The sequence below is a fragment of the Desulfosporosinus cupriresistens genome (genome assembly GCF_001707885.1).
Taxonomy (GTDB): Bacteria; Bacillota; Desulfitobacteriia; order Desulfitobacteriales; family Desulfitobacteriaceae; genus Desulfosporosinus.
This window is the reverse complement of sequence record NZ_MASS01000009.1, coordinates 70,679-94,567: the sequence shown is the minus strand read 5'-3', so window position 1 is coordinate 94,567 and position 23,889 is coordinate 70,679. Positions and strand designations below refer to the sequence as shown.

At 41.4% G+C, this 23,889-nt stretch carries 18 protein-coding genes, 1 pseudogene and 2 riboswitches; of the genes and pseudogenes, 6 read left to right on the top strand and 13 right to left on the bottom strand.

The genetic code is table 11. The features are described 5' to 3' along the window. Window positions 1–5: 5 nt before the first annotated feature. Both DSBG_RS23970 and DSBG_RS05650 read right to left on the bottom strand, forming a co-directional pair. Window positions 6–1,217: a DVU0298 family protein gene (locus tag DSBG_RS23970; RefSeq protein ID WP_068963213.1), complete on the bottom strand. Its 1,212-nt coding sequence runs from the start codon at window positions 1,215–1,217 to the stop codon at window positions 6–8. Window positions 1,218–1,406: 189 nt separating this feature from the next. Then, window positions 1,407–1,622: a tautomerase family protein gene (locus DSBG_RS05650; RefSeq protein WP_009621665.1), complete on the bottom strand. Its 216-nt coding sequence runs from the start codon at window positions 1,620–1,622 to the stop codon at window positions 1,407–1,409. 725 nt (window positions 1,623–2,347) lie between these two features. Here DSBG_RS05650 and DSBG_RS05645 point away from each other — a divergent pair. From DSBG_RS05645 to DSBG_RS05635, 3 genes are read left to right on the top strand one after another with little or no spacing between them, the layout of a single operon-like run. Next, window positions 2,348–2,593 carry a FeoA family protein gene (locus tag DSBG_RS05645; RefSeq protein ID WP_068963212.1) on the top strand — a complete coding sequence of 82 codons (246 nt, stop codon included), beginning with the start codon at window positions 2,348–2,350 and terminating at the stop codon, window positions 2,591–2,593. A gap of 43 nt (window positions 2,594–2,636) precedes the next feature. Continuing rightward, window positions 2,637–3,452 carry a FeoB small GTPase domain-containing protein gene (locus tag DSBG_RS05640; protein WP_068963211.1) on the top strand — a complete coding sequence of 272 codons (816 nt, stop codon included), beginning with the start codon at window positions 2,637–2,639 and terminating at the stop codon, window positions 3,450–3,452. Further along, window positions 3,449–4,849: a nucleoside recognition domain-containing protein gene (locus DSBG_RS05635; protein WP_068963210.1), complete on the top strand. Its 1,401-nt coding sequence runs from the start codon at window positions 3,449–3,451 to the stop codon at window positions 4,847–4,849. The genes DSBG_RS05640 and DSBG_RS05635 overlap by 4 nt, the downstream gene beginning before the upstream one ends. 81 nt (window positions 4,850–4,930) lie before the next feature. Here the strand turns inward: DSBG_RS05635 and DSBG_RS05630 are convergent, their stop codons facing one another. The 11 genes and pseudogenes from DSBG_RS05630 to DSBG_RS21620 all read right to left on the bottom strand — a co-directional run. Continuing rightward, window positions 4,931–5,344, bottom strand: a complete 414-nt coding sequence (locus DSBG_RS05630) for a metal-dependent transcriptional regulator (RefSeq protein WP_068963209.1) — start codon at window positions 5,342–5,344, stop codon at window positions 4,931–4,933. 56 nt (window positions 5,345–5,400) lie between these two features. Further along, window positions 5,401–6,312: a TIGR03943 family putative permease subunit gene (locus DSBG_RS05625; RefSeq protein WP_068963208.1), complete on the bottom strand. Its 912-nt coding sequence runs from the start codon at window positions 6,310–6,312 to the stop codon at window positions 5,401–5,403. 15 nt (window positions 6,313–6,327) lie between these two features. After that, window positions 6,328–7,293, bottom strand: coding sequence for a permease (locus DSBG_RS05620; RefSeq protein WP_068963207.1), 966 nt, complete (start codon window positions 7,291–7,293; stop codon window positions 6,328–6,330). 403 nt (window positions 7,294–7,696) lie between these two features. Continuing rightward, a complete protein-coding gene (cbiM, locus tag DSBG_RS05615; RefSeq protein ID WP_068963206.1) occupies window positions 7,697–8,719 on the bottom strand; it encodes a cobalt transporter CbiM in 1,023 nt (340 codons plus the stop codon). A 622-nt stretch (window positions 8,720–9,341) separates the two neighbouring features. Then, a complete protein-coding gene (metH, locus tag DSBG_RS05610) occupies window positions 9,342–12,983 on the bottom strand; it encodes a methionine synthase (RefSeq protein ID WP_068963205.1) in 3,642 nt (1,213 codons plus the stop codon). 341 nt (window positions 12,984–13,324) lie between these two features. Then, window positions 13,325–14,230, bottom strand: coding sequence for a LysR family transcriptional regulator (locus tag DSBG_RS05605; protein WP_068963229.1), 906 nt, complete (start codon window positions 14,228–14,230; stop codon window positions 13,325–13,327). 187 nt (window positions 14,231–14,417) lie between these two features. Beyond that, window positions 14,418–15,101, bottom strand: coding sequence for an anaerobic ribonucleoside-triphosphate reductase activating protein (locus DSBG_RS05600; protein ID WP_068963204.1), 684 nt, complete (start codon window positions 15,099–15,101; stop codon window positions 14,418–14,420). Then, entirely contained in the window at window positions 15,098–17,188 is a 2,091-nt protein-coding gene (locus DSBG_RS05595) for a ribonucleoside triphosphate reductase (RefSeq protein WP_068963203.1), read from the bottom strand. The genes DSBG_RS05600 and DSBG_RS05595 overlap by 4 nt, the downstream gene beginning before the upstream one ends. Window positions 17,189–17,305: 117 nt before the next feature. After that, a riboswitch (cobalamin riboswitch) is annotated at window positions 17,306–17,491 on the bottom strand. Window positions 17,492–17,573: 82 nt separating this feature from the next. Then, the gene (locus DSBG_RS23965; RefSeq protein ID WP_068963202.1) at window positions 17,574–18,002 is read right to left on the bottom strand and encodes an ABC transporter substrate-binding protein; all 429 of its coding nucleotides are present in this window, start codon (window positions 18,000–18,002) and stop codon (window positions 17,574–17,576) included. Window positions 18,003–18,788: 786 nt separating this feature from the next. Next, window positions 18,789–18,998: an energy-coupling factor ABC transporter permease gene (locus tag DSBG_RS05585; protein WP_242877418.1), complete on the bottom strand. Its 210-nt coding sequence runs from the start codon at window positions 18,996–18,998 to the stop codon at window positions 18,789–18,791. A gap of 262 nt (window positions 18,999–19,260) precedes the next feature. Continuing rightward, window positions 19,261–19,451: riboswitch (cobalamin riboswitch) on the bottom strand. A gap of 429 nt (window positions 19,452–19,880) precedes the next feature. Then, window positions 19,881–20,267: pseudogene (locus tag DSBG_RS21620) on the bottom strand (transposase); the annotation flags it as partial. Window positions 20,268–20,391: 124 nt separating this feature from the next. Between DSBG_RS21620 and nikA the strand changes: the two are divergent. The 3 genes from nikA (at window position 20,392) to nikC (ending at window position 23,877) form a co-directional block, all read left to right on the top strand. After that, window positions 20,392–21,993, top strand: coding sequence for a nickel ABC transporter substrate-binding protein (nikA, locus tag DSBG_RS05580; protein WP_068963201.1), 1,602 nt, complete (start codon window positions 20,392–20,394; stop codon window positions 21,991–21,993). A 113-nt stretch (window positions 21,994–22,106) separates the two neighbouring features. Further along, window positions 22,107–23,054, top strand: coding sequence for a nickel/cobalt ABC transporter permease (opp1B, locus tag DSBG_RS05575; RefSeq protein ID WP_068963200.1), 948 nt, complete (start codon window positions 22,107–22,109; stop codon window positions 23,052–23,054). Continuing rightward, window positions 23,044–23,877: a nickel transporter permease gene (gene nikC, locus DSBG_RS05570; RefSeq protein WP_242877416.1), complete on the top strand. Its 834-nt coding sequence runs from the start codon at window positions 23,044–23,046 to the stop codon at window positions 23,875–23,877. Before opp1B ends, nikC begins: the two co-directional genes overlap by 11 nt. Window positions 23,878–23,889: the final 12 nt, after the last annotated feature.

Below are 23,889 nucleotides of genomic sequence, written 5' to 3'. Positions count from 1 at the left end.
AGACTCTATTTTTCTATTTTTTCGCTTAATTCGAGCGAAATGGCCCCTTCTAGCTCTAATAGCCTCCGCTTGATGTCCAAGCCTCCGGCATATCCTGTTAAATTCCCACTTTTACCAATCACTCGATGACAGGGCACTATAACTCCAATGGGATTATTATGGTTAGCCATACCCACTGCTCTCTGCCCTTTCAAACTTCCCACCTTGGTGGCTATGTCACTATAGCTACGTGTCTCCCCATATGGAATACTGAGCAGTTCTTCCCAAACTTGAAGTTGAAACGGAGTCCCTAGCCGATGAAGGGGAATCGTAAACTCCTTGCGTTTTCCAACAAGATACTCTTGAAGCTGACGAATTGTTTCGCTATTCCGTTCACGCTTCCTGATTAGGAACCCTTTTGGTAACCAACGCGCCGCCCAAATCCGGAGGGACAGTTCTTCTTCAACCGGTGAGCCGAGACCTAACCAGCATAACCCCACCGAAGTAGAAGCAACCGTTACCTCCACCTCAAGGTCTTGGATTGCTACTTGTTCCGTCCAAAAAGCTATCGTTTCGGCTTGCCAAAGTTCTTGAACGTGATAACTTTTCAGATCCCCATCTTGATAGATTTCGATTAAATTTTGGTCATTCCTTAAACGAGTATCCAGATCTATTGGGACTGTCCACTTAGGCCCAGCCTCGCGATAAATCGGAAAATGATCGTGTGGAATCCTCATCAATGCATAGATTAATGCTGCCAAACCTCGTGGTAACGGTTTTTCCGATTCTAAGAAAGGTCTTATCCGTTCTTCCAAAGGCTCCACTAAGTGCGGAGCAACCTGAGCCAATTGTCCTAACCCCCATAGAGCTCCATCACACAAACTTTCATCTTCCAGCAACCCGGAAAGCATCCAATTAAAGTGCCCACAAGTCTTTGGACAATGGACGAGAATGCTTCCTATGGCCTCCGAAGCATTCCAGGCAGTCCCTCCTGATTCCTCAGTGAGCATCCAAAAATAACGTCGCACAAGTTCAAGAGCATTATTTCGCTTTTCCTGCTCGAAATAATGCGTGACAACACCCAACGCCTCTACCGCCCGCCAGAAGATAATACCATCTTTAACATAAATTCGCGCCATCAGTTGTCCATAAACGTTCCTATTTTCTTCAACCCAGACGCCTAGTTGCTTCCAATCCCGGTTCTCTAATACACGCTCAACGTCTCTTTTTGTAGGCATTGGACACACCTTCTCTCTTTGGCAAATTATTTCCGGTCGTTTCCGATATCTTGCAACATTCATTCGTTTAGACTTCTATAGTTTCTTTCCTTCTTAGGAATTATCTTATCATAATTCAATAAAACAAGGTAATAAAAAACGACCCCTAAAAGAGGTCGATTCAGACGCTGTGAGTTAAAGCAAAATAACTCAGTCTTTAAGTTCTTTATATTTACCCCAGTAAACTGATTCTGTCAGCACTTCCCCACCAATTCCCATGTTACTGTAATCATGTTCATCCAGTGTTACGGTAAACGCTGCCATAGGAATTCCTAAAGCCTGCGAAGCAGCTTGACTCATTCCGTGAATCAGACTTCTCTTTTGATCGATAGTCAGGACAGGCCCATCAAAGTTAATCATTGGCATCTTACAAAGCACCTCCGCAAAAAATCTTTCTTACTCACATTAAAATTCCCAGTTAAGACGTAAAACATGTAACTATATCAACCTCTTAGAATTTATTTATTTTATCTTCCTAATTGTTTTAATGGCTTGAAAGTCTTCTCTCTGATAATCAAACAACTACGTAATAATTATTTGTTTCTTCAATTTTCGCACTCAAAGTATTGGTTTGTCCAATACTAGACAATAATTTCAAGGCGCCAATTGCAAATATAAGTTACAATAACTGTTGTGACGAGGCCCTCGAATTAAATGTTCCAAAACGCCTTCAAAATCACCTGGCATCTTGCGTGCGAAAAAGTGCGGAAGTTTGGATCCCTCCGTATCTTATCACTTTCTGGCTTAATGATATTGTGATCTGACCGTCCGATATCTTTAGGTCAGAGCGAACGAGGAGCTTTTTTGGCCTTGTCAAAGCTCCTCCGTCGCCTCATTTGAATATTCCTGTTGTACTCAGATCAATTTACCCCAGCATCATGTACTGCTTTAATCATCTTTGAAGCTCTGGATTGGCAAATCCAGGGCTTCTTTAGCTTGTTATAAACAATAGTAATGAAAATTTCAGTAAGCTTCATAGTAACACTTCACTCCCAGGTTTAATACTGTATTTCAAGACCTCAGTTAACCTCAGAAAGGGCTAGGTCAAAAGTTAACTTAGTCTAACAATCCTCGAAAGGAGAGTTACGCAGATGACAATATTACCTGTACCATTATCCACACTAAAGCCCGGCGAAAAATCCAAGGTTATACAATTAGAGGTTAAAGGATTACTCCGTCGTCGAATCCTTGATCTGGGTATTGTCCCTGGGACAGTTCTTACCTGCATAGGGAAAGCCCCTGCCGGAGATCCGATCGCTTACTTAGTTCGGGATACTGTAATTGCTTTGCGCAGTGAAGACGCCAGCCTTATTTATATTGACTCTGCAGCCAGATAGGTCCTAATCATATTGTTAAAAAATATCTTTGGGGTGAAAAAATATGGAGTTAAAAATAGGAGACCGTTCTAACGCGCTTAAAGATCATGGTCGTGTTATGAGGGAACACTTTGGGATTAGAACGACTGGTGAACAGTACGTGATTGCACTCGCTGGGAATCCAAACGTAGGGAAGAGTACCGTGTTTAATGCGCTTACTGGTTTACATCAACATACCGGCAACTGGCCAGGAAAAACAGTCGATAATGCGCAAGGGACTTACACATATCGGAATAAATCGTTTTTGTTGGTTGATTTACCTGGTACTTATTCCTTACTAGCCCATAGTGTTGAAGAAGAAATCGCCAGGGATTTTATCTGCTTTGGTCAACCCGATGCGACCATCGTGGTGCTTGATGCGACTTCGCTGGAACGTAATCTCAACTTAGCCCTGCAAGTTATGGAGATCTCGTCAAAAATCATTGTATGTGTCAACTTGATCGATGAAGCAAGGAAGAAGAAATTAAGCATAAACTTCATTGAACTACAAAAAGAGCTGGGTGTACCTATCGTTCCCACAGCAGCGAGGAATGGGGAAGGACTTCAAGAATTGCAAAACGCAGTCTACACAATGGCTGTAGAGAAGAAAAAAACCCGGCCGAGACAGGTCGTCTATTCCGAAGAAGTTGAACGAGCAATTTGCACACTTCTGCCTAAGCTCGAAAAGCTAGACTTGGCTAGAGTAGTAAATCCAAAATGGTTGGCACTTCGCTTGTTAGATAGTGATATTTCTTTTATTGAAACCATTGGCCGTTATGCAGCAACGCAAAATCAGAAAATAGTAGCTATGCCTCAGCAAGGGAGCAAGATCACACTATGAGCACACTTACTCCAATAGATCCCCTCCTAAAAATTTACTCCGATACCGAATCGATCCGTTTGTCTTCTGGAACACCTCTAGCAGATCGTGTTGTTACAGATATCTTCGCTTATACTGAAAAGCTAGCCAAACAGGTTGTATTGCGGGAAGACACTGTTCAGTGTAGTTGGAAAGATAAGATTGATAAAATTGTAATCTCCCGTGTGTTCGGTTATCCGCTTATGTTGCTATTGTTAGGCACAGTATTTTGGCTTACTATCGCTGGAGCGAACGTACCCTCGGAAATGATTGCTTCCGTGCTCTTTGCCTTTCAAGATGTACTTACCCAATGGTTTCAGTTAGCTCAGGCCCCTGCTTGGCTGCATGGTGTATTGGTCCTAGGTATGTACCGTACCTTGGCCTGGGTTACTGCGGTGATGCTTCCTCCGATGGCCATTTTTTTCCCCTTGTTTACCATCCTTGAAGACCTAGGTTATCTTCCGCGGGTGGCCTTTAACCTTGACCACATGTTTAAAAAAGCGCATGCTTGCGGGAAACAATGCCTGACAATGTGTATGGGCTTTGGGTGTAACGCAGCTGGGATTGTTTCTGCACGGATCATTGACTCTCCTAGAGAACGTTTGATCGCTATCCTGACCAATAACTTTGTGCCCTGCAATGGACGTTTTCCGACCCTCATTGCCCTCACTTCAATCTTCATGACCAGTGCACTCGCCTTTTCACAATCACTTCTAGCCGCAGGCATGATTACGCTCTTAGTCCTGCTTGGAGTAGCGGTTACGTTTGCTGTATCATGGACCTTGTCCAAAACGATCCTTAAGGGTGAGCCCTCTTCTCTGGTGTTGGAGCTACCCCCTTATCGCAGACCCAAGTTCGGGGCGGTTTTCTATCGTTCCCTTATTGACCGCACGATCTTTGTTTTGCGCCGGGCGCTTGTTGTAGCAGCACCCGCTGGGGGACTCACTTGGATTCTGGCGAATGTCTACATCGGGGACGTCAGTGTCCTTGCTTATATAGCGAGTGTTCTTGATCCTCTAGCCAAAGCTATTGGACTGGACGGTTTTATCCTTATGGCCTTTATCTTAGGTCTCCCAGCTAATGAAATTGTGATACCGATCCTTCTTATGAGCTATCTGGCTACGGGGCAATTGACTGAGTTTGGGAGTTTATTCGAACTGAAAAAAGTTCTGCTTGCCAACGGCTGGACCTGGCTAACCGCTTTCAACACGATGCTCTTTGCCCTACTCCACTGGCCCTGTGCCACAACTTTACTCAGCATGTACAAAGAAACAGGAAGTAAAAAATGGACCTTTATGGGTTTTATCATCCCTACGACTCTGGCGTTCACAGTATGTTTCATCATCGCCCAGACAGCGTACCTTTTAGGCTTAGCCTAGAAGAGGTATTCCAACCTCGTCAAAAAATTCGTCTAACCCACAGATACACTGGCCAAGTGTTCTGTGGGTATTATTGTCTTCCTAGTCTTGTAAACTCATGAAATCTTTAAAGGCTAATTGCCAAGATGGATTGCCTTTCATAAACTCCACTAGATTTTTAATGGCATCAATCGTTGCAGTTGAAAGATAATGTTCCATAGCTTCGGCCTCAACAGCAAAGTTACATTTACTGCATATTAGAGCTAGAAACTCCTGCAACAATTGATTCCTCGCAACTAAGTAATACCCAAATTCGTTTCCTTTGTCTGTAAGCTTGATCTCACCATACCGTTCGTACTTTATGTAACATTCGTTTCTTAATTTATAGAGGGCTTTAGTTACTGATGGCAAAGCAACTTTAAGCCTTTTACTAATGTCCGTTACTCGAACTGTATCAAGCGATAACGAAAACCGATATATCTCCTCTAAATAGTCTTCCAAGCTGGGGGTTAGCATGTCAGACACTTCCTTTGCTTCACTTTAGCTATCCTTCATCCATTTATGCTTAGAATTCACTGCATTGGGGGAGCCAAATAAGGGTCTTGAGGCGTTGAAACTATTTTGCAACTATTAACGACCAAATAAGGAGCTCCATCATTTGTTTCAGTGAAATTATGTACCGATTTAATTTCATTAACTTCGCCGATTATCCGCTTTTGCAATAACCCAGTAACTTCAACCCAAGTATCGGCTTTCAGCTTAGGCGCATCTGGACTTTCAACAATAACCCCTATTGGAGTGGCATCAACGATACAGCATGTGATCACAAAACGGGAGAGAACAAATTGATTTTTCGCTAACTTCGGATCTTTATAAACAAAGCCTGTTAATTTCCAGCGTTGATTATATACCTGTTCGGGGTGGTCCTCAATATTAAGGTATAATTGCATCACATCAGTTTCCTTCACCACAGAATTAAGCGAATTAGGAGTTAAGTCCTTTACCGAAGAACTACCTATATTGTTTTCCGCAGCTGATAACTCACTCGGCTGTGGTATTTCACTCCTTAGCCTATCAGTCCTTGGCACGTGAAGAGCATAATAAGGAATCGGACCGGCGGTATTAATGTTATTGGAAAGCGCTGTCGAATCAAGAATGCTTGGCTGCATGCCAAATCCGACCATTAATGGAATTACGAAAATGGCTATTTGTCCTAAACTGTTCGTTTTGTGGGAATGAAGATTATGACTGGTTGTACAAGCATGATTGTGGCCACAACAGTTATGAATTAGACTACGTCGCACCGGTACAAACTTGGCGATAGAAATTACGGCAAGAAGTATTGCTGACAATTTAGCTAGCCAAATTACCTCGAGGCTGATATACAAGTCAATCGTTTCTGTCAGGATTAAATATGCTATCATTACAGAAAATAAACTTAATATTAAGCTCTGAACTAAGGCATTCCTCCGCAGAATTTGCATTGCAACCTCCTCTTCTTAAAACATTAGTTTCCCTAAACCAAAGTGAATACTTAAACTTAGTACATAGGTTAAACAAAGTGAGGTGACAAGAAGAAATATAAATAAAGAGAGTCGGAAATTCTTAGCAAATAAAATAATATTACGTAAATCGATAATCTGACCGATAACCAGAAAAGCCATAACCGACCCTAAGGGAAACTGATTTGCTAGAACTCGAGCCACAAATGCGTCGGCATCTGAACAAAGTGACATAGCTATAGCTAATAACATCATTGCTCCTGTTGCCATAAAGGGATTACTGGTTGCTTGTACCAGAATACCTTTGGGAACCCAAATCTGAATTGCAGCGGCAAGGAAGGCACTAATAATTAAGTAACGCCCCACATCAAAGAATTCATCTCCAGCATGTACCAGCAGTTGGTGTAGCGAAATCTTGGAGCTTTCATGTTCATGCCGATGCCATTCTCTATCAGTAAAAGCTCGATAACTGAATACAGAACCTGCTAATAAAGCCGTCGTTGCTCCTACAAGGAACGTGCTAACAACCCGCAGGCCAACGAGATGCCAATTCCATTGAAAGGCCATCGCTGTTGCCAGTATAACGACTGGGTTTATAACCGGGGCAGTAAGTAAATACGCCAGAGCTGTTTGCATCGAAACTCCTTTGCGAAATAAACCACGAGCAACAGGTAATACTCCACAGTCACATACTGGAATAAACAATCCTAAGAGTGAACCAACTATTACACCCGCCACTGGATTCTTCGGAGTAAGTTTAGCAATCCAATCCTCTCGTACAAGATAGCGAATCAAGGAGGATGCGAAGACGCCAAGAAGTATAAATGGTAAAGCCTGTAATATGACACTTAAGGCTAATGTTGCTACATTGGCGCTTTGGTCTAACACCTCTTTATTTTGGAGTATTTTAGAACCTAGAATAATAAAAAACGTGCTTCCTACTAGCACCGGGTAAAACTTCATATTTGAGACTCGTGGCGAGATATAAATATAGATCACCTTCCAATGTTACTTAGACTAGTTATCTATATTATTAAAACACCTTGTGTATTCCCAAACTTTTCTATTTTTATAAATCTACACCGGGATGTTCCTAACACCTCTGACTCATATAAAAAAAACCACGAAGCTGACTCCTTTTAGTCAGAACTCCGTAGTCTTTGTTTATGCACTATCATTTTTAACAGCCATCCCGTTAGCATAGTGGTGTTCATCTTGTGAGGTTTTCTAATACTATGCCCGAGGAGTTTGCCAGAGTAAAGCCTCTAATCTTCCCTATTCTATGAGATTAGATTAGATTAAGACTCTTGACAGCACCTTGAACTCTCTTAGATAATTCAATATAAAGATACACTAATAAAACATATTAAGCAGGTTTTTCAGATTTACGTTTAAAACGTTGGATAGCAACCCCAATGATCCCGATAATCAACAAAGCAAAAAATGCTGACATAATATAACCAAGTGCTTGTTGCCAAAATGATTGATCAAATCCCCCAATGCCATAGTCTGGGAATAAAACATGATTCCAAAAAGCTCCTAGTCTATCTAGTCCACTGGGAATGAACCCAAGTTGAGTCTGCAAATCTTCTCCACCCCATTCACCCCAAGCCGTTCCGGAGGCCAACAAACCTAGGGGCGTGAGCAAGGCAACAACGATCAAACCGACAATGTAACGACCATAAGAGACAGTAGACGCGGAGTTTCCTGAATCACTTCGCATTTGTAGCAGAACGGGGTTAGAGCGTTGCAAATAAGTAAATACCAATCCTGTCACAACTCCCTCAACTGGTCCTGCAATAGTAAAGTGAGCAAAGAGCATTGCGGGAATTGCTATATTAAGTCCATAGGGGCTGTAGAGAGGCATTCCATTGGCAGCATGGAAGAGCATGGGCTGTATTCCGAATTCAATTGCAGCACAAAGTGCGGCCATATTGATTCCGACGAATCCAGCAATTCCCGCTCCAATCATGCGACGTTTGGCAAAGATGTCACTCTTTCCTGCAATAAGCTGATAGATGGCGTAACTGACAAAGGGCATTACAACCGCCATATTAAAGATATTTGCGCCCAGTGCTAAAATACCTCCGTCTCCAAAGAAAAGTGCTTGAATAATTAGGGCAATTGACACAGAAATCATGGCTGCCCAAGGCCCTAAAATAACAGCTAGCAGTGCTCCACCAACGGCGTGGGCGGTTGTTCCATCGGGAACAGGAACATTGAACATCATGATAGTGAAGGAAAACGCCGCACCCACTGAAAGCATCGGAATGTACTTAGCTCGAACCGTGCTTGCTGTTTTTGAGGCCGCGACTGCTGCAGTGATTGCACTTGCAATACCAAGGACTGCATCTGTTTGTGGACTAAGATATCCGTCAGGAATATGCATACTAAACAACTCCTTCTTATTTCTTATTTCTTATTTCTCACTCATAGTTGAACTGATGACTGGTATTAGCCCTAAGAAGTGTATCAAAGAGAATCAGCACCTTCCTTTCAAGCAAATAAAAAAAACCACAAAGTAGACTCTCACGAGTCAAACCTCCATGGTCTTTGCAAACACCTTCATGGTCTTGCTCTGCAATATATATTATTTCAATATTCTACAACCATTCATAAATTCCTGCTAAATATCCATGAAAATTTTTTTGTAGAATATTCTTTAAATGATGCTCAAAGATAATATGGCAAATCTCACTTCCTTTGTACCCCAGATCTCTTATTCAGTTTCATAAAACCGAGAAGGTATTTCATTTTTCATGTAGAATACTTTTTTAGACAAAGATAATTATTCATATTGATAAACGAGACCATGGAGGTCTTGACTTGACATTATTTAGTCCAGTCATTTTCCATGGTCTTTTTATTTAAATTGGATAGTTATCACATTTGAAAAAGATTAAACAATCTAAATTGAGTTAGATCGGAAAGGGGATTAATTGTATGTGTGTTGATGGTAAAGAGATGGATATTCAATATTTTATCCATCTTTGGAGCGAGGGAAAGCAGGTCTAATTAAGAATCGTGCTTAACATTTTCTCGAGCTCTTTAAGCTCCTTTTGGTTGCGCTTGGCGTAATCAGTCATTTGATCCTTATCAATTCTGTGAATATCAAAATATTTGGCAGTAGGAGAACCAAAGTATAAACCGCAAACACTAGCTACAGGATCCATCATATAATGTTCTGTTAAAGTTATACCCGTATGACATTCTCCCTCTAAGAGCTGAAAGAGCTTGGTTTTCTCAGTATGGTCCCTAAGACTAGGATAGCCAAAGGCAGGCCTGATTCCCTTATGTGACCCTTTTAATAAGGATTTAAGCTCTAGCTCTTCATTTGGAGAGTATCCCCAATAATCCTTTCTTACCTGGAAATGCAATAACTCTGCGAAAGCTTCAGCTAACCGATCAGCAAGAAGTTTTACCATTATTGCTCCATAGTCATTGCCTTGTACTTTGAGTTTCTCGGCATACTCCTTGGCACCTATTCCTGCAGTTACAATAAATCCACCTAAATAATCAGTTATCCCACTCTCCTTAGGAGCTATATAATCTGCAAGGCATCGATAGACATTATCCTTAGAGATCGTTTGTTGCCTCAACATATTAAAAGTTGTAACCCTTCCCTGATGGTACAGTTCAATGTCATCGCCTAGAGAGTTGGCAGGAAAAATACCTAAAACAGCATTTGCCGTAAGTATCTCTTCCCTCTCCAGTAAATCTAACATTTCATTGGCATCATCAAAGAGCCTTTTAGCTTCTTCACTATATTTAGGATCTACCATAATCTTGGGATAAACCATCCCCATATCCCAAGCTATAAAGAAATAAGACCAATCAATATAGTTTCTTAGCTCTCTAAGAGGGAAATTCTTTAACTGTTGGGTTCCAATTAAGTTTGGAACCTTTATATTTTCCTGATTCCAATCAATTTTGAATTTCTTCTCCCTGGCTTCTTTGATGGGTACGAGCTTTCTTTCAACCTTCCCGTAGGTTTCTCTTATTGTTTGGTATTCTTCCTCTACTTGAGTTAGATAACTACTTCGTTGATTTCTATCAACTAGCTTTTTGGCGACTTCTACAGATTTTGAGGCGTCAACACTATACACGACTCCCTTTGAATAATTAGGTGCAATTTTTAAGGCTGTGTGCGTCTTAGAAGTTGTTGCTCCGCCAATCATTAAGGGAATATCAAATCCTTGTCGTTCCATTTCCTCTGCCACATGAGACATCTCATCCAACGAAGGTGTAATAAGCCCACTCAGAGCTATGATATCTGCATTTTCCTTTTTTGCTGTCTGGAGGATTACTTCGCAAGATGCCATTACTCCAAGATCAATCACTTCAAAATTATTGCAGGCCAGAATGACTGCTACGATGTTTTTACCTATATCATGAACATCACCCTTAACCGTAGCCATGACGACTTTTCCTGCACTGCTATTTCCGCCACTCTTCTTCTCTGCCTCAATGTACGGTAATAAACAGCCTACAGCCTTTTTCATAACTCGCGCACTTTTTACAACTTGCGGGAGAAACATTTTGCCTTCTCCAAATAATTCTCCAACTACCTTCATGCCATCCATAAGTGGTCCTTCAATGACCTTTTCTGCTTTGTCGTATTGTCTTCTGACTTCCTCAACATCTTCTTCGATATATTCAGCGATGCCTTTAACTAAAGCATGAATTAAGCGTTCCTTGCAATCTTTCTCTCTCCAGACCAACTTATTCTCAGCTTGCTCCCCGCCAGAGGTTTTGTAAAGCTCTGCAAAGTCTAACAGTTTTTCGGCAGAATCTGGTGATTTATTTAAAACCACATCTTCAACCCTTTCAAGTAGATCCTTGTCTATTTCATCATAAATTTGAATCATACTTGGGTTGACAATAGCCATATCCATTCCTGCTTTGATAGCGTGATACAAAAACACCGAGTGCATCGCTTCTCTGATGGCATTGTTTCCTCTAAAGGAGAAGGATAAATTACTTACCCCGCCACTTACCTTAACGAAAGGAAGATTTTCCTTGATCCAGGTTACGGTGTTAATAAAATCAACAGCGTAATTATTATGTTCTTCAATCCCCGTCGCAATTGCTAAAATGTTAGGGTCAAAAATAATATCCGCTGGTGGAAACATTACCGTCTTCACTAATAAATCATACGCTCTTTGGCATACTGCAATTCTCCTGTCAAATGTATCTGCCTGACCTTGTTCATCGAAGGCCATGATCACAACGCCCGCACCATATCGTCTGATTAGCTTTGCTTGCCGAATGAACTCTTCTTCTCCTCCTTTTAGGCTTATGGAATTGACAACTGCTTTTCCTTGAATTGCCTTTAAACCTGCTTCTAAAACCTCGAATTTCGATGAATCAATCATCACCGGAACTCTGGAGATCTCTGGCTCACTGGCAAGCAGTTTTAGAAAAATGTCCATTTCACTTTGGGCATCAAGTAGTCCATCGTCAAAGTTAAGATCGATAATTTGGGCTCCATTCTCCACCTGCTCTTTGGCTATGAATAAGGCCTCTTCATATTTTTTCTCTCTTATTAATCGGGCAAACTTAGCAGATCCAGAAACATTCGTTCGTTCCCCAATATTGACAAAATTATTTTCTTTCTTTACTTTAAAGGCTTCGAGGCCACAGTAAACAGTCTCTGTTTCTAGCACCGGAATTTTTCTTGGTTGGATGCCTTTAACCGCTTCACTGATCGCTTTAATATGCGCCGGTGTAGAACCGCAACATGCTCCTACAATATTTAAATGACCTGCCTCTGCTAATTCCTTTATTAAAACTGCCGTTTCTTCCGGACGTTCCTCATATTCCCCAAGGGAGTTGGGCAGACCTGCATTAGGATGAAATGTTACATAACGATCTTGCGTTTTAGAAAGATATTTAATGAAGGGAATTAAATCCTTAGCACCAAAGGAACAGTTTAATCCAATACCCAGTATTTCATCGCCCTTCATTGTATGAGCGAATGCTTCCAGCGTTTGACCAGATAAAATACGACCGCTTTTATCGGCAATAGTACCTGAAATAAAGATAGGTAGGGTTACACCTTTATCCTCAAAGACATTTTCAGCTGCAAATATAGCTGCCCTAGCATTTAAGGCATCAAATATTGTTTCCATAAATAGGACATCGACTCCGCCATCTACAAGCCCCTGTATTTGCTCCCCATAGGCAAGTAAAAGTTCGTCAAAACTTACATTTCTTATTCCTGGGTTTTCCACATCCGGCGAAAGTGATGCTGTTCTATTCGTTGGCCCGACTGAACCTGCGACAAAACGCGGTTTGCTTGGATCAGCCTGAGTAAAAACATCTGCCTGTTCTCTGGCTAACTTTGCTCCTTGGAGGTTAAGCTCATAAACCTTCTCCTCCATACCATAATCCTTTTGAGATATTCTTGTGGCATTAAAGGTATTTGTTTCAATAATATCTGCTCCAGCCTCAAGATAACTTTTATGGATGGCTTGAATAATCTCAGGATGTGTAATGTTTAAAAGGTCGTTGTTCCCCTTTTGGCTTCTGTGGCAAAGACAACTTCCCCTAAACTCTTGCTCATTTAAATTATGTCCCTGAATACAGGTCCCCATTGCGCCATCCAGGACTAGAATTCCTTCCTTTAAATAATTCTCGATATTGTATCTCATTCGTTGGCCCCCTCGATTTAAGATTAATGCTTATTATGTATCAATACCCCTTGCTGACCTAAAGCGATTAGACATTGTAAGCATGGTATTCTGATACAGATGTTGGTTCACCTAATCCCCCGCCTAGACTGTGGTCAGTGCTGGGTCGCTAAACTGGGTGATCGCTAACTCAATCATGCCAGAAAGCTTAGGCGGGGTTACATTTACTATAGCATCAGGAAATAGATATAAGGTAACTCCAAAAAACTATGGCTTGTTATAGCATAAGGCTATAACAAGCCATTTTTTCTTTCCACCTATGATTGCAGTCGTTAGTGCAGAAAGGTTCTATTGTGAAATGATTAGACTTTTTTAATTACTTTGTCCAATTCTTGCACATAAGCTGTCGCAAGCCTGCTAGGCGTTACATTTTTATGAGAAATCCAGCCTACAGTTATCGTTTCATTAATATCTAAGGGTACCGCGATAATGTTATTGCCATTAAGGTCAGAACTCAAGACGCCTGTTGAAATGGTATATCCATTTAATCCGATCAGAAGATTAAACAGAGTTGCCCTATCGCTCACCCGGATACTCTTCTTATGAGATAAGGTGCTTAGTATCTCCTCTGAAAAATGGAAAGAATTGTACTCTCCTTGCTCAAAGGACAGGCAAGGATAAGAATCCAAGTCCTCTAAAGTGACTCGCTCTTGTTTGGCCAGCGGATTTTTAGCGCTGATGAATACATGCGGTGCAGCTTTAAATAGTTCTGTAAACCCCAAATTATTTTCTTTCATAAGCTTATTGATTACCTTCGAATTAAATTCATTGAGATACAAGATACCAATTTCACTGCGTAAATTTTTTACATCGTCTAGAATTTCATAGGTTTTTGTTTCTCTTAAGGTAAACTCATATTCCTCCAAAGCATATTTTTTCATCAGATTTACAAAGGCATTGACTGAAAAAGCATAATGCTGGGTTGAAACAGAAAAATGCTGGGGGAAAGGCTTGGCATCCAGGTAACGGTTTTCCAACAGTTCTGTTTGCTCTAATACCTGTCGGGCGTAACCAAGAAATTCTGCCCCCTCAACAGAAATACTAATTCCCTTGTTGGTACGCTCAAAGATCGTAATATTAAGCTCGGCCTCCAATTCTTTTATTGCGTTGGAGAGACTAGGCTGAGTGATAAATAAACGTTTTGCAGCCTCATTTATGGAGCCCCTGGCTGCGATTTCAATGGCGTATTTAAGCTGTTGAAGGGTCATTCTTTCACCTACCTGTTTATTTTTAATTATAGCATTCACATGTAACACTTGAATTCGACCCACAGGCCGGGCATTTGCAACCTTCAACAATTTTACGGAAATAGCAATAGTATGTCTAATTACGAACACTAACCGAGGATTTCCTCCTTATGTCGTTCTTGATGCTATCGTAACAACAGAGCACTACTTAGCCGACTTCAAACCCTCGAAAAGACAAGGGCAAATTCATGTTAGACCACTGGGTTAATCTCTTCAAATCCTGCTTATTTCTAGGTACTTTTTTAAGTTTCGTACTTCTACATCTCTGCACCACATAATTATTAGCGATGTCGAAATCTAAAATGATCCTAGGGATATCATCGACTTCAAGTTCAGGACATAGTGTTGTCCTGAATTCATGGGCAAGCCCACAACGTTTGATTATTTCTACGCTTTTCAAAACCGACGATAGATTCAAACAGCTTGTCTCTGTAATATACTCATATTTGTTGAGTGGAGCCTTTAAGTCCATAGCGATAAAATCCAGCAGTTTATCCTTGATCAACGCTCTTAAAACATTAGGATTTGTTCCATTTGTGTCAAGCTTGACGAGCATATTCATTGTTCTCAATTCTTTGATAAAATCGTGAAGATCCCTTTGCAACGTCGGTTCTCCACCGCTTACAACGACCGCGTCAATCATGCCTTTTCTTTTGAAAAGAAATTCCAAAATACCTTCAGGCACAGTGCTGGTTGAAGCGTCGTCGATGTCCAGGAGGCTTAAGTTGTGACAATAACCACATCTTAAGTTACAGCCTTGAGTAAAAACCACAGATGCTATCTTACCTGGATAATCTACAAAGGACGTCTTCATAAACCCCGCTATATTCAAGCTACCACCTCTGGCAGCATGAATTTTTTTCTCTGATTGTATTCTTCTTTCTTGCCAAGATTGTAGTTCTTGACCGGTCTCAGGTAACCTGTCACTCTGGACCACACTTCGGCTTCAGCACCACATTCTGGGCAATTGAAATGTTCGCCGCTGATGTATCCGTGAGTATCACAGATACTGAAGGTCGGGGTAATGGAAATATAGGGGATTTTGTGTTTGTTAAATATTTTTTGAATAAGCCGCTTACAAACCTCTATATCTTCAACCGCTTCCCCAAGATAGAGATGCTGAACTGTTCCCCCTGTATAAAGAGACTGCAATTCGTCTTGTAGCTCTAAAACCTCAAAAATATCGTCCGTATAACCTACCGGAAGTTGGGTTGAGTTTGAATAATAAGGAACTCCATTGCCAGCAGTAATAATTGAGTCATACCTTTTAGTATCCAACATAGCCAGACGATAGGAGGTTCCCTCTGCAGGCGTCGCTTCTAAATTGTAGACATTTCCCGTCTCCTGTTGAAATTTGACTAGGAGCTCTCTCAAATAGTTCATGACTCTGACCGAAAACTCTCGCCCTTCATCCGTTTCAATTCCTTGGCCCATAAAATTCAGTAAGGCCTCATTCATCCCCACAATCCCGATCGTACTGAAATGATTGTGCCAATACTGCCCAGTCCGTTCTTTTGCATGTCTCAAATAATAGCAGGAATAGGGATAGAGTCCCCTATCAGACTGCTGCTCAATGATTTTTCGCTTGATTTCCAAAGCCGTACGTCCAATTACAGCCATTTGTTTCAGACGTTCCATAAATTCCTGCTTTGTATGCGATAGATAAGCTAATCTGGGTAAGTTGATAGTAAATACACCGATGGAGCCTGTGAGCGGATTGCTTCCGAACAAACCTCCCCCTCTTTTTCTAAGTTCTCCGGTATCCAGCCTTAACCTACAGCACATAGATACAGCATCTTCAGGTGACAAATCCGAGTTTATATAATTCGCGAAATATGGAATTCCATACTTACAAGTTATTCTCATGAAGGCATCTGCCACTGGACTCTCCCAATCAAAGTCTTGGGTAATGTTAATCGTTGGAATTGGGAAGGTAAACACCCTTCCTTTAGAATCTCCTTCTAGCATTACTTCACAAAACGCCAAGTTGAACATATCCAGCTCTTCCTGAAAATCACCATATTTAGCCTCTGCATAAGTTCCACCAATAATGATAGGCTCATCTCTCAACGTGGCAGGCACCTTGATGTCAAAGGTAAGGTTAGAAAAAGGGCATTGAAATCCAACCCTCGTGGGAACATTGATGTTAAACACAAATTCTTGCAAACACTGTTTAACTTGGGTAAATGTCAATTGGTCCTGCCTAATAAACGGCGCACAAAAAGTGTCAAAGCTTGACCAAGCTTGAGCTCCCGCAGTTTCCCCTTGGGTGGTAAAGGTAGAATTGACGATTTGCCCAAGGAAGGATCGCAAATGTTTGGCTGGACCGCTTTCCACCTTGCCGGGTACTCCACCAAATCCATCCAACAAAAGCTGCCTCAAATCCCAGCCTGCACAATAGGGCCCGAAAAAGCCTAGGTCATGGATGTGGCAGTCTCCGCTTTCATGCGCTTCTCGAACTTCCTGAGGATAGATTTCATAAAGCCAATACTTTTTGGTGAAGGCCTCTCGTATATAATTGTTTAACCCATTAATACTTTTTTGGGTGTTCGCATTTTCACTAATTTGCCAGTCTTTATCTCCTAAGTAGTCGGAAAACATGCCAATGGTCGCGCCAATAAGCGCATCCATCTCCCGGGTGCTTTTCCTTTTCTGACGATAAAGGATGAAAGCTTTGGCTGTTTTGGCATGTCCATTTTCGATGAGGACTTTTTCGACGATATCTTGAATCGATTCTACATCGGGTTGCTTGTCCCGATAATTATTTTGTAAGACTTCAACAACCTGTCTGCCAATTTCCTCAGCACGCTCAAAGTCTGATCCTCCACAAGCCGTAGCGGCTTTAAAAATAGCATGCACAATTTTCTCTTGATTGAAAGGCTCAATTCTTCCATTTCTTTTAATGATTTCTGCTATCATAGCTTACATAACCTCCAATTCTCTCAATTAAAAAACCTCTCGACGATGAGCGCCAAGAGGCTGTATATGTCCCTAAATACAATCCTACTTATAGAACCCCCTATCGCTCGTAGAGTTATTGGTTCATCGACAAAGGCAGGTCTTCTGACTTTGGTTCATTGATGTTTCACGCCTTCCCGGTATCAACCAGTGGCCGATCGTCTGAAACATCTCCCCATTACAGTGGCGGGACCGTGCAGGACTTTACCTGCTTCCCTTTTAAGCTGTACTCTTAGTACTTGCACCTTTATTTTCCAATATTTACTTACTATAATGTTACCGCATATTAGTCAAATGTGTCAACCATGAATCTGACTCTACGGAATCAGATTCATGCCTTTTATCTTCAAAACCTTCCTCTACCTGGGATTTCGACAGTTTTTTTGTTCATAGTTTTAGCTAGCAGACGATCATAGGTGAATTTAACTGCCTCTGCCGTAAAAGGTGTTCCATCTGAGAATTTGACATCCTTACGAAGCTTAAAGATTATCGTTTTTCCATTATCCTTAATGTCCCATGAAGAAGCTAAACTTGGCTGGATCTTTCCATCAATTAATTCCACCAGTCTGTCTGCGGAAAAAATTTTGAGCAACATGTCTCCCGTTCCTTTAATCGATCGAGCATCAGTATCCAAGCCGTAGGCAATCGTCAGTTCCTGGGATACATCAGAAGATCCACTTTGAGTTTGAGTGACCTCCTTAGAACAACCAACCATGGAAGACATTGTTAATGAAAGAATTAAAAGTGCCATAAATAGTTTTGTAAAGTGTTTCATTCCTTTACCCTTCCCCTCTAATAGTCTTTATAAGTTAGTACATAGTCACGATGATCAATTTTGAACATAGACCCCTCTCGTTGTTCCGCACCCCTCCTCATAATTTGCGAAATAAAAAGACCAAGAAAGCTGACTTAAAAAGTCAAACCTCCATGGTCTTTGCAAACACCTTCATGGTTTTGCTACGCAATGTCATTTTCAACAATATTCTACAACCACTTTCAAATTCCTGCTAAGATTCTTCTCTTAAAAATTAAAACATTCTGAAAAATAAAATTTAAAAAGCAGAAGGGATTAAGCCTTTCGTGTAGAATAATGTAGAATAATAGTGACATAAACAAATATTCATTATGAAAAATGAGACCATGGAGGTCTTGACTTGACATTAAATCTAGTCATCCTTTCCATGGTCTTTTTCATTTTGCTAAGGAGGTGATTATAGGCATATGAACCTATGCCCGATGTCTTTCCAAAGTTGATGTACTGAAATCTTAATGTTTCAAAACGCCTTCAAAACTATCCTGCATCTAACAACTTCAGACCTAATGACATTTTGATCTGACCGTTAAGGTATCATTGGGTCTGACCTAACCTAAAATGCATCTTTCTCAGGCAACTTCTTATGAACTTGTCTGGAAATCCTTTAATAATTCTAAAAAAAGAGCCGCCCGGAATGTGTGGATGCCAAGTAAGGCATCCTTATTTTTTCCATTCATTGAACTATTGTAGGTATTAAATATTTTTAAGCTCTTATCCTTGAGCTAATAACTCGCTTTCTTCTTAGTGTCAACGGTTAACCATCGCTTGCAGTACTACTGCCGTAAATACAGCCTCGGCTATTGCCAGAGGTAATTGGGTTGGTCCATAACCCATAAAGAAAATCATCCACTGTTTAAGTAAAGAAATATTACCATGTAAACTCAGAGCGAGCTCAAACGAACTTGCTAAATAGGTTAAGATATCTCCTACAAAACCTGCAACTCCTGCTCTAACCAAATGGGACTCCCCAGTGAGTGAAGGAGCTTCCAACTGACGTAATCCGATATGCCGCCGACAATTCCCATAGAAAATGTGATAAAACTCTCCAATTATTAATACTAGATAGCTTATTGAAACTTGATAGCTAAATAAACTACAAAAAATGCCCTATAAACTATAAAAAAACCCTTTACCAAAAATAAAAGGTTTTAACTGGTATCCAACAAAAATAGTAGACTTGAAGATACCTCTAATACACCCCCTAACATTCCCGTAGGTAGTTCTGACTTCGGAATAAGCAGGTCTCCTGGCTAAAGATCTTCATCAACTCACGTCTTCCCGGGAATAGATCCCCAGTGACATTTTGTAAGTAGACTCCCTTTTACAGTGGCGGGCACCGCGTCAGCTTAACTGACTTCCCTTTTCAATTCTTTTCCTCGGAAAAGAATCACTCATCCCTCGATATTTAATTAATTAAATATTAGCACAACTTGAGACAGTCTGTCTAGAATCAATTAACGACTCTAACGAATCAAATCTCATTGGATTGCTTTGCTATAATTTCTTGTTTAATTCTATAACCTTTTATAAATTATGCTAAACGTTCTTTATTTATAAAATTTTGTTATTTTACTAAAAAACAGGTTTTTAAAGAAGGAAAATGTCATGATATCGGAGAATAGTATTTTTCAGATACCACAATCAGGAGCCTATTGATATTTACCTACTTGAGTGAATACTGAAAAAAACAAGACCATGGAGGTCTGACCCCACAAGGGGGTCTGTCTCTGTGGTCTTTTTCTGTGTGAAAGGAGGATAGAATCGGTATTTAGCAGGTTATCTTTTATAAGATTTTAGGTTTCCAGAGTCACAGAACGATCGACATTTGAAGGAGAGATAGGTATTACGCATATCGGGTATTTGGTAGCCTAATGTTTGCAGGTAGCGTATAGCCATTTCCTCAGTGATTTGCGATGAATAAGTTTGTTTTGGTTTGGAGTCAATTTTGTTCACGTCATAGTTGAATGTCTCATTCTTATCCAGCATGTGGTAGATACAATTTAACAGTATATGTGCACTAGCAATAATGGCCTTTTTGTGGCCTCGGCGTTTCTTCATTTGGTCATAACGGATTTTGAAATACGGACACTTTTTACTTTTAATTGCAGCATTTGCACATTGGACTAGTAATGGCTTGATTTATACGCCAGCTCGCGAAACCCGGACAGATTTCTTCTTGCCAGCACTCTCGTTGTTTTGGGGAGTAAGTCCAGCCCAGGAGCAAACCCTACACCACTCACCTCCCCGTGCTCTGTAGTGTATCTGCTTATCCAATTGGATTATAACCACCAGGGGACACACTTTCAAAGATTTTTGTGCCTCGAGAACAGCGAAAGGAATGGAACTTAGAATGAAGAGACAACAATTAGCAAACCTAATTATCACACTGTTACTAACCATGTCCCTGTTAGGAGGGTGCAGTCAAAAGACCAGTACTGAAAAATCCACCGCCCAAACAGCTGAAAAGGTTATAACCATAAGCAGTCCCGATGATATTGGAACCCTGAATCCTCATAAATACAACAGTGAGATGTACGCTCAGTATTTCGTTTATGAAAACTTACTAACTTATGGAGAAAATGGCAAGCTTGAGTCCTGTCTTGCTGAATCATGGGACATTTCTCAAGATGATAAAATCTATACTTTCCATCTCAGAAAGGGCGTAAAGTTTTCGGATGGGTCTGAACTGACGGCCGATGTTGTTAAGAAGAATTATGATGCAGTTTTGAAGGCCAAAGATGATCATAGCTGGCTGGAATTAATCAACCAGATTGACAAAACCGAAGTAGTCAACGCTAGTACTTTCAAATTATATCTAAAGAATACCTATTATCCGGCTCTCCAAGAGCTGACTCTGGTAAGACCGATGCGCATACTTGGCGCAGCAGGGTTCCCCACTGACGGAGATACCGCTAAGGAAATTAAAAGTCCCATAGGAACTGGCCCGTGGGTGCTTAGCGAACATAAAAAAGGTGAATATGCTATTTTCACAAGGAATGAAAACTATTGGGGAATTAAACCCAAGCTCTCCAAAGTGATTGTTAAAGTTATTCCGGATGGTGAAACTGCCGCTGCCGCCCTGGAAAAAGGTGACATTGACCTGATCTATGGCAATGGAGTTCTCAGCATTGATACTTTCAAAGAATTAAAAAAGAATGCGCAATTAGAGGCACTGCAATCTGCTCCCATGACTACCCGCGTTATCGGAGTAAACTCCAACAAGGGGGCTACTAAGGATTTAGCAGTACGCCTGGCTCTTCAATATGGAGTTGACAAACAAAATATTGTGGACAATATACTTTATGGCACTGAGAAAAAGGCCGATACCTTGTTTGCCGAATCTTTCCCTTATTGCCGACTTGGTTTGGAAGCCAGAAACTACGATCCAACCAAGGCTGCCAAGTATTTAGAGGATGCCGGTTGGAAGATACCCAGCGAAAAAGACTACCGGGAAAAAGACGGGCAAATCCTGCAGCTCGATTTATGCTTTGTCGCAGATGACAGCATAACAAAGTCGATATCTGAGGACTTACAGGCCGAATTCAAAAAAATTGGCCTTAAGATCAACTTAATAGGCGAGGAGAAAAACTCCTTTAGCGATCGACAAAAGAAAGGAAACTTTGATTTGATTTTCGGAGAATCTTGGGGAGCACCGTATGATCCCCATTCCTATGTGTCCTCTTTCCGCGAGCCCTCTCATTTTGATTATCAAGCCCAGTTAGGCCTGCCCATGAAGAAAACAATTGATGAAAATATAACTAACGTTCTGATTTCTACCGATGAGACCAGTCGCCAGAAACTCTATGACGATATCTTGCGCACACTGCATGAACAATCCGTCTATCTTCCGATTTCTTACAGAACCAATGTTGCGGTGGGCAACAAAAAAGTCACCGGGGTAACTTTTACAGTAGCGAACGAGGTTCCTTTACTTAATGTAGATCTTAAATAATTTTATTAATTGCTTTATTGTTGTTCTGATCTTAGCAGTTCTGCTGTTCAGGGAACGACGGACAAATGCCGGACAGCAGAACTTCAGTTGCTTTGGAAAAGAGGTTTAAATCAATGAGAGCCTACTTAATAAAAAGGTTAATTTCTCTTGTACCAGTCTTGTTTGGGGTTACCATCTTAACATTTGTTCTGATTCATATGATTCCCATCAATCCGGCCCAAGCTTACATGACAGCCTGCAAGATTCCAATCACGGAGAAGTCGCTCTCTTCCGTCCGAGAGGAGCTAGGAGTGGACAGACCTCTTGTGGAGCAATACGTTAGCTGGCTGGGGAAGGCAATCCATCTGGATTTTGGCAAATCCTATGTGAGTCAGGACCCTGTTTTCGATGAGATCACCCATTGTTTCCCCAACACATTGCTCCTCACTCTGGCGGCTTTCGGTTGGCTGATTCTCTTAAGTTTGCCCCTAGGCTTTTTATCAGCGTTGTTTAAGGATAGTCTTTTTGATCATCTAAGTCGTGTTTTCACCTTTGTCGGAGCATCCATTCCCGGGTTTTGGCTAGGCTTTCTCTTAATTCAGTTGTTTGCCATTAAGTTGGATATTTTGCCTATTATGGGCAAGGGCTCTTGGCAGCATCTGATTCTTCCCTCTCTTACCCTGGCTTCTAATTATATCGCCGCCTATGCCCGAATTTTAAGGGCAGGAGTGCTCGAAAATTTGAATCAACCCTTTATACTCTACGCTAAGGCCAGAGGACTGAGACAAAAGATCGTCTTTGGAAAACACGCCTTGAAAAATGCCCTTCTCCCTGTTGTCAATGCCTTTGGAGTAAGCTTCGGCTATATGTTGGCGGGCAGTGTGGTGGTGGAGGTTGTCTTTGCTTGGCCCGGACTAGGTCGGCTGATTACTTCATCCATTTTCAACCGCGATTATCCAATGATACAGGGGTATGTGCTGCTGATGGCGATTGTGTTTGTTCTTTCCAATCTACTAGCCGATATTGTCAGCACGCTCATCGACCCGCGAATCAGAATTGGAGATGATCAGGTTGCTGCTTAAACAAATGGCCCATCGCTTTGTCCAAAAAAAAATGGCGGTGATCTGCCTTATTTTTATACTTGTTGTGGTCCTCTGCGGGGTTTTTGCCCCCTGGATTGCCCCTCATGACCCCACCGAGGTATCCCTAAAATTCAAACTTCTTGGACCAGGCGGACAATTTCCTCTCGGAACCGACGACATGGGCCGCTGCGTATTTTCCAGATTGATCTATGGGACGCGAACTTCTCTTGGTTCAGCCTTTATCATCATGATTTGTGCCCTGATGATAGGAACGAGCATTGGCACTTTTTCAGCCTATAAAGGTGGCCGCATTGACAATTTCCTCATGAGGCTCTGCGATATCCTGCTTTCGTTTCCCAGCTTGGTCATCGTATTGGTTATCGTTGGCGTTCTTGGACCAGGCTTGATCAATGTGATGCTCAGCATGGTCATCGTTCAATGGCTCTGGTACGTCCGCATTGTCCGCAGCTTGGTCTTAAGTATAACATCTCGTTCTTTTATTGAGGCGGCCCAAGTGGCAGGAACCTCAGATCAGGAGATCATCTGGACGCACATCCTGCCCAATGTCCTTCCACAGCTGATTGTCCTTTCGACCATTGATTTAGGAAGTATCATTCTGCATTTTACGGGCTATTCATTTTTGGGACTAGGTGTTCAGCCTCCGACGCCCGAATGGGGCACGATGATCGAAAACGGCCGACGCTTTATCAGGAGCACACCTGAATTGATGTATTATCCAGGAATATTAATAACCCTTGTCGTTATTTCCTTAAATCTTATTGGGGATGCGCTGCGTGACGTACTTGATGAAAATTATCAATGAAGGCAGGCTCTA

Coding starts and splice junctions, on each gene's coding strand:
- DSBG_RS23970 (WP_068963213.1), bottom strand. CDS start 1,217: ATGCCTACAAAAAGAGACGTTGAGCGTGTATTAGAGAACCGGGATTGG.
- DSBG_RS05650 (WP_009621665.1), bottom strand. CDS start 1,622: ATGCCAATGATTAACTTTGATGGGCCTGTCCTGACTATCGATCAAAAG.
- DSBG_RS05645 (WP_068963212.1), top strand. CDS start 2,348: ATGACAATATTACCTGTACCATTATCCACACTAAAGCCCGGCGAAAAA.
- DSBG_RS05640 (WP_068963211.1), top strand. CDS start 2,637: ATGGAGTTAAAAATAGGAGACCGTTCTAACGCGCTTAAAGATCATGGT.
- DSBG_RS05635 (WP_068963210.1), top strand. CDS start 3,449: ATGAGCACACTTACTCCAATAGATCCCCTCCTAAAAATTTACTCCGAT.
- DSBG_RS05630 (WP_068963209.1), bottom strand. CDS start 5,344: ATGCTAACCCCCAGCTTGGAAGACTATTTAGAGGAGATATATCGGTTT.
- DSBG_RS05625 (WP_068963208.1), bottom strand. CDS start 6,312: ATGCAAATTCTGCGGAGGAATGCCTTAGTTCAGAGCTTAATATTAAGT.
- DSBG_RS05620 (WP_068963207.1), bottom strand. CDS start 7,293: ATGAAGTTTTACCCGGTGCTAGTAGGAAGCACGTTTTTTATTATTCTA.
- cbiM (WP_068963206.1), bottom strand. CDS start 8,719: ATGCATATTCCTGACGGATATCTTAGTCCACAAACAGATGCAGTCCTT.
- metH (WP_068963205.1), bottom strand. CDS start 12,983: ATGAGATACAATATCGAGAATTATTTAAAGGAAGGAATTCTAGTCCTG.
- DSBG_RS05605 (WP_068963229.1), bottom strand. CDS start 14,230: ATGACCCTTCAACAGCTTAAATACGCCATTGAAATCGCAGCCAGGGGC.
- DSBG_RS05595 (WP_068963203.1), bottom strand. CDS start 17,188: ATGATAGCAGAAATCATTAAAAGAAATGGAAGAATTGAGCCTTTCAAT.
- DSBG_RS23965 (WP_068963202.1), bottom strand. CDS start 18,002: ATGAAACACTTTACAAAACTATTTATGGCACTTTTAATTCTTTCATTA.
- nikA (WP_068963201.1), top strand. CDS start 20,392: ATGAAGAGACAACAATTAGCAAACCTAATTATCACACTGTTACTAACC.
- opp1B (WP_068963200.1), top strand. CDS start 22,107: ATGAGAGCCTACTTAATAAAAAGGTTAATTTCTCTTGTACCAGTCTTG.